This window comes from Nostoc sp. NZL, assembly GCF_015714705.1.
In the GTDB taxonomy this organism is placed as follows: Bacteria; Cyanobacteriota; Cyanobacteriia; order Cyanobacteriales; family Nostocaceae; genus Nostoc; species Nostoc foliaceum_A.
This window is the reverse complement of record NZ_WBKL01000136.1, coordinates 1-5,510: the sequence shown is the minus strand read 5'-3', so window position 1 is coordinate 5,510 and position 5,510 is coordinate 1. Positions and strand designations below refer to the sequence as shown.

Genomic DNA, 5,510 nt, shown 5'->3' with positions numbered 1-5,510 from the left:
AGAGACAGCCTCCTCACCCCCCTGCGGTGCATCTAGCGGAAACCAAATCTTTTCACCATCATCCCCGAAAGGGCGATCGTTTATGGCAGGTTCATTCATATCATTCCAAATTCCTGCCACTCCAATATCAGTTAGGCTTTTGTGTAAATCAGCCCACCAGTTAGACACTTCAGGACGTAAAAAGTCAGGAAAAACAGCTTTCTCAGGCCAAACGTAACCGTGAAACAACGCACCATCAGCTTTACGCACAAAATAATCGTTTTCTAATCCTTGGTCAAAAACGTGATAGTTGGCTTCTGGTTCATATTTCACACCAGGATCGATGATTGTGACTGTTTTGAAACCATCCTCTGCTAAATCACTAATGAGTTTTGCCGGGTTGGGAAAGCGTTGAGGACTCCAAGTAAACACCCGATAACCCCGCATATAGTCAATATCCAAGTGAATAACATCGCAGGGAATGCGGCGCTGACGAAATTCTTGCGCCAGTTCCCGTACAACGGTTTCTGATTCGTAACTCCAGCGACATTGGTGATAACCTAGCGCCCATTTAGGCGGTAATGGCATTCTCCCAGTTAGCTGAGTGTAAGTCTCCAGGATTTGGGCTGGTTCGGGGCCGTAGATAATGTAATAATCCAACTCCCCGCCACGAGTTTCCATCTTCCAAATACCTGGCTGTTCAGCACCGATATCGAACTGACTCCAAAAAGTAGTGTTGAAAAAGATGCCGTAGCCTAACTCTGGGCGCAAAGCCATAAAAAATGGAATTGCTTGGTACATTTCATCAGTCAGTGCATCATAATCTAAGGCATCCGTTGTCCAGTTGGTTTTTACTTCGCTGAGTTTATCCAGAAAGCCTGTGCGTTCACCAAAACCATAGAAATGTTCATCGGCTGCAATTTCTTTCCATCCTGCAACTGCACCCATCCGCCAACCTATACCCATCTCTGCATCTTGAGCAAAAGGACGATTAGCTTTATCAAAACAGGCGATGCGGCACTTTTCTCGCTGGACGCACACACGAATCTGCGCTGTTTCAATTTCTACCGTTGCTTCAGTTTCCCGGACTGCAAAAGGTGTTGTCGCCCATTCTCCATCATCTAGCGTCACTGCCCAAGAGCGGCGGGGCACAAATTGCCCTGTTGGTGCAAAACGCACGCGGATTAAATTAGGCGCAAGTACGCTGACGGTAAAGCGTGAGTCGCCACAATCAAAATTAATAATATTATTGTCCCAGGTTATAGCTTTTACATTACTAACAGTTGTCCAAGGTTGGTTAGTAGTGGGTAGTTTTCCGAAATATTGCGGCATATCACTTATTAAGAGGGTTAACACTTGTCCGCATTCATGATTACAGAGATACTTAGCCTCAAACTCTTTCTTTCGCTAGAAGTTGAGTGAAAGATTAGCAGATATTTTTTGGCAAGAGTGGTTTTTGTAACACACAAGCTTGTGTCTTTACCACACTAAATACAGAATTTTATTAATTCGTACCCAATGCATTGGCAATACCCTACAATGCCAATGCATTGGGTACATTGTTAATCCCGGATTTTTAAACACAATTCTCAAAGCCTTATAAAATCTAGATTCCGGTTTTTCACACTGCATCAAAAATAACTTATCAAAATCCCCTAAACATTTTCTGGGTAAAGATTATGAGGAGTGCGATCGCCCTTCATTTCTGCGGCAAGTTGAAGCGATCGCTTCTCCCATAGCAACTTTTTCTTTAAGAATTCAGGTTGAACATTACTTAACAAAGCTGACTCAACTGCTGCTTAGTTTCGGCTGATTTTCTCATGATTCAACTTGACTCAGTTTCTCCAGGAAGTTGGGTAACTTTGTCTTGCTGTTCTCTTAATTGCTGGTTGAATCCAAATTAGTCCAAACTCCAGATATTCAGTTAAGCCATTAATAGTGGTTCCTAGTGATTCATAGACACCTTCAATGGACAATTCCCACACTGGTTGATGGAACGATACCATATTTTCCAAACCTTGTGCTGCATTCAATCACATAACTTGATTGCTTGATTGCGCTTGTATCTGGAATGATATACCTAAAATTGAGTAGATGAACGTTATTTAAAAAATCTAAAATTCTGACTTTTGCATTATGCCAGCACTCTGGTTCCGCTACCGATTAATAGAAATTAGACGATGCGATCAGAATTTTTTACGGGCATATATCACTGCTATTGAATCAGAATTATGCAAGATTGAACTTTGGTAGAAAGGGTTTTTTGAAGCCCTTGCTCAACTTTGCTAATCAGTTTATCAAAAGCCTCTTGATCTGCTGTCAGTTGTTCTTGAAGAACTTTCTCTAACTCAGGCTTTATTTGCTCACACATCTCCTCGATTTTTCTATCACTCAAAAAACTAGAACGAACCCAACTAGGTACATCCACATTTGTCTTGATTACTTCTTGAACACTCTTGCGATTTAGCTCCATTCCTGCCGCCATCACTGAAGCTCCATATACTAATGCAATAGGCCAGGTTAAATGTCCAGTTAGGATGAGAGTGATGATGCTAGCTACAGTGCCTCCACCAATTACTACATTGACAATAAAGCCCACTGTTTCAGCCAGGATAGCATCTCCAATTCGTAACTCTGGGTTAACAAAATTTGGGTCAATGCTATCCTTAAACCTTAAGCTACTTCTAGGTATCTGAAACTTTCGACATATTGGATCGGTTTGTGCGGCTAAATCGGGTTGGATTTTATTGCTAAACCAAGAGGCGCATTGATGATTAATTATCTGCACAGCGAGATCGCTTTTGAGCCACTGTTCTGCACGACTGATTAAAGATGTTTCCAAATCTGCTAAAGTTCGTATTTTATTTTTTTGCCAGTCTTTTAAACCTGGTTTAACCGCGTTGATAATCAAGCTATCTGTCAAAGGCTTAGTTAGTGATTCAATTAACTCCGGGATATGCCTTTTAATCAAATCTTTGAGCTTGTTCGAGGTAAATAGTTTGTTGACTTCTTCTTTAAAAGCAGCAGCACGCAGATCCCATCGTCCTACTCGTGCTAAACCCAGTGCAATACAACGTTCCGGTTCAGGATCAGGCCGAAGCAGCGTTTCTGGTTCGGGAAACATTTCCTGACAAAGAAAGTGCGTAAACTTCATCCGAGATGCACCGCCAGTCATCAGCAAAAGTTTCGGCACAATTCCAAGTTTTTCTAGCTTTTCTTTTGCCTCCTTTAAAGAGTCGTGAAACGATCGCACCCAACTATCATGCCCCAGTTCCGGTAAGGGCTGGTTTAAAATTTCCTCCATCATCAATTTATTCACTTGGGGAATAAAATAAATCTGTTCGTTGATCGACTCGAAGCCACGCGCAAAGGATTCAGGATCGCTGTATAGCTGTTCATTTGAAAAGTAATCTTCTTTAGCTTTGCGGCAAGCAAGTTCACAACGAGCTTGGTGATGCGGATATTCCTTAAATACTTTTTCGAGTAATGCTTTTTGTTCGTGGTTGGCGAGAGTCCGAGCAAAAATAGCCTTGTCAATTAGGGATGCACCTAAAGTATTACTACCGAAATCTATCGGGATCTCTTCTAAGCTCTTAACCAGAGTAAAATCTGTGGTTGAAGAACCAATATCGACAATTAGCACCGATGCAACAAGTTTGTCATACTCCAGTTTTCCGGCTTCCTTGGCTTGCATGAAAGCAGCCCGCGATTCGGGTACAACATTTAGTTGGGGAATACCAGCTTCTTGAAGCAGCTTTTGGTATTCGGTGCGATCGCTAACTGACCATCCTGAAGGGCAACCAATGTAAAAATAGCTACCTTCCCCACCTTCAAGTTGTTTGCTTTCTTTCAAAAGGCGGTAGTAGGTTGCCACAAAAGTGCTAATTGTTTCCCGATATTTGGGATCGTTGTTGGGTTTTTGCTTGAAAGAAATTGTCAGTTGGGTAACGCCAGCTTGAATTAATGCTTGTTCGCCGACAAGATAACCTAGTTTGGGATGCCAACCAAGGGCTGTAATTTGGTTCTTCTTGTTGTTAATTTCCAGCATCTGGGGGGGGTCGATGCTTTCCACGATCGCTTTAGCTACAGCCGTTTCACCATGCCCCAAATCAAAACCAATTGTTTCTAAAATTTCCATACCCTTATTGTCTATTATTCTCTAGCAGAGGAATATGCTGGCTCAATTACTCGACCGCGCCGAATCAAGCGATCGCCTTTTAACAAAGCAGGAGTTAGAGTCACGTGTTCTTTGGTATCGGGGTCGATACTTGGCTCAAAGTCAAAATAATCGCGATCGCTGTGAGGGTCATTTGGTCGATAAATTTGAGCGTTAATTCCCTGAGACATTAAAATCTGTGGCAGAAGTTTCGCAAGTTCATAAGCCATTTGGGGTTTATCAAGTTTTGATGCGCCCATTAGCCTTTGCAGAAAATTCAATAGCTCTGGTAGTTCTTCTATTGCTAGGTCGCCTTCATGTTTATTCCATTCTTCTACTCTAGCGACTGCTAGGTCGATAGTGTTAAGAGCATCGCCAAGATGATCTAAAAATACTTTGCTATCAACCTGGAGCATAGGTTGAGGTAATTCCAATAGCTCTTGAGACATGGAATTTTGCTGATTGTTTAAGTCGAGTTGAAGCACAACTTCTAGCCCAAGAAGTAGAGAGGTTAGTAAGATAGCCATCCATGCACCTGGGGTAGTTTTAGTTAAGGAGAATAACGAACCTAAGATGCCTAGATAAATTAGTCCCTTTAGCAGTTTCAGAATTAATCTGCTGGAAAAAAACTTTGTACCTGAGTTAGTAAATTGCTTTCGCTCTGTTGAATCAACTTGAGAATAGTTAGCCGCAGCAAGAGTGGCGATGGATTGCCGCAGCGTATCTAGGAAAAAGGAAGCCAGACGAACTTGAGCCAAATTAAGCTTTTCAATGTAAATTCTTTCGAGATTATCAAGTCGGTTCTGAACTAGCTTAACTATCTCCTCAATGTTGGTTGTGTTATCAATATCTGTCTGGAGTTGGTTGCGTTCTTCGCTAAAAAGTGAAGTTATTGTTTTCATTGCGTTGAGTAAGACTTTAACGTTACTAATAGGGTTGAAATCAGCAATTGTCTGCTGATTTCAACCTGTAATCATATGATGACTGATGTAATTAAGCTAAGTTGTGTGGTTCCAGCATTTGTTGACTGGAAAATTACGCTCAATGTTATGGAGAAATCTTGCATATAGTTGAGATCACGCCTAGACTGCTGATGAGGTTTCACTGGAGCGTTTGAACGCCACTCATTGCCTAACCATTGATTGCAAATTACTAGTGGTCTGTCCCATTAATTTTGCGGGGTTATAATCAAGTGTGATTAAATAGCAATGTGGATGCATTGGTATTCACAAGCAGACAAGCGATCGCAGAAGAAGGAAAAAGGGTGTATGAGCAAAAAGTATCAAATTAATCTGAGTGAATCACAGAGGGAAGAACTACTGGCTCTAGTCAAAAAGGGTTCAGCAAAAGCCAGAGAAATTCGGCGTGCACACAC

Annotated in this window: 5 protein-coding genes; all 5 read right to left on the bottom strand. The window is 41.7% G+C overall.

Annotation, left to right across the window (positions count from 1 at the left end):
* Positions 1-1,311, bottom strand: a 1,311-nt coding sequence (locus tag F8R90_RS19470; protein ID WP_196512050.1) for a glycoside hydrolase family 31 protein, incomplete at its 3' end; no start/stop codon positions are given.
* Between the two features lie 323 nt (positions 1,312-1,634).
* A complete protein-coding gene (locus F8R90_RS33490; RefSeq protein WP_269141775.1) occupies positions 1,635-1,760 on the bottom strand; it encodes a hypothetical protein in 126 nt (41 codons plus the stop codon).
* A gap of 54 nt (positions 1,761-1,814) precedes the next feature.
* A complete protein-coding gene (locus tag F8R90_RS19465) occupies positions 1,815-2,012 on the bottom strand; it encodes a hypothetical protein (RefSeq protein WP_196512049.1) in 198 nt (65 codons plus the stop codon).
* Between the two features lie 182 nt (positions 2,013-2,194).
* Positions 2,195-4,117, bottom strand: coding sequence for an Hsp70 family protein (locus F8R90_RS19460; RefSeq protein ID WP_196512048.1), 1,923 nt, complete (start codon positions 4,115-4,117; stop codon positions 2,195-2,197).
* Positions 4,118-4,131: 14 nt separating this feature from the next.
* The gene (locus F8R90_RS19455) at positions 4,132-5,037 is read right to left on the bottom strand and encodes a hypothetical protein (protein ID WP_196512047.1); all 906 of its coding nucleotides are present in this window, start codon (positions 5,035-5,037) and stop codon (positions 4,132-4,134) included.
* Positions 5,038-5,510 lie beyond the last annotated feature (473 nt).

Coding starts and splice junctions, on each gene's coding strand:
- F8R90_RS19460 (WP_196512048.1), bottom strand. CDS start 4,117: ATGGAAATTTTAGAAACAATTGGTTTTGATTTGGGGCATGGTGAAACG.
- F8R90_RS19455 (WP_196512047.1), bottom strand. CDS start 5,037: ATGAAAACAATAACTTCACTTTTTAGCGAAGAACGCAACCAACTCCAG.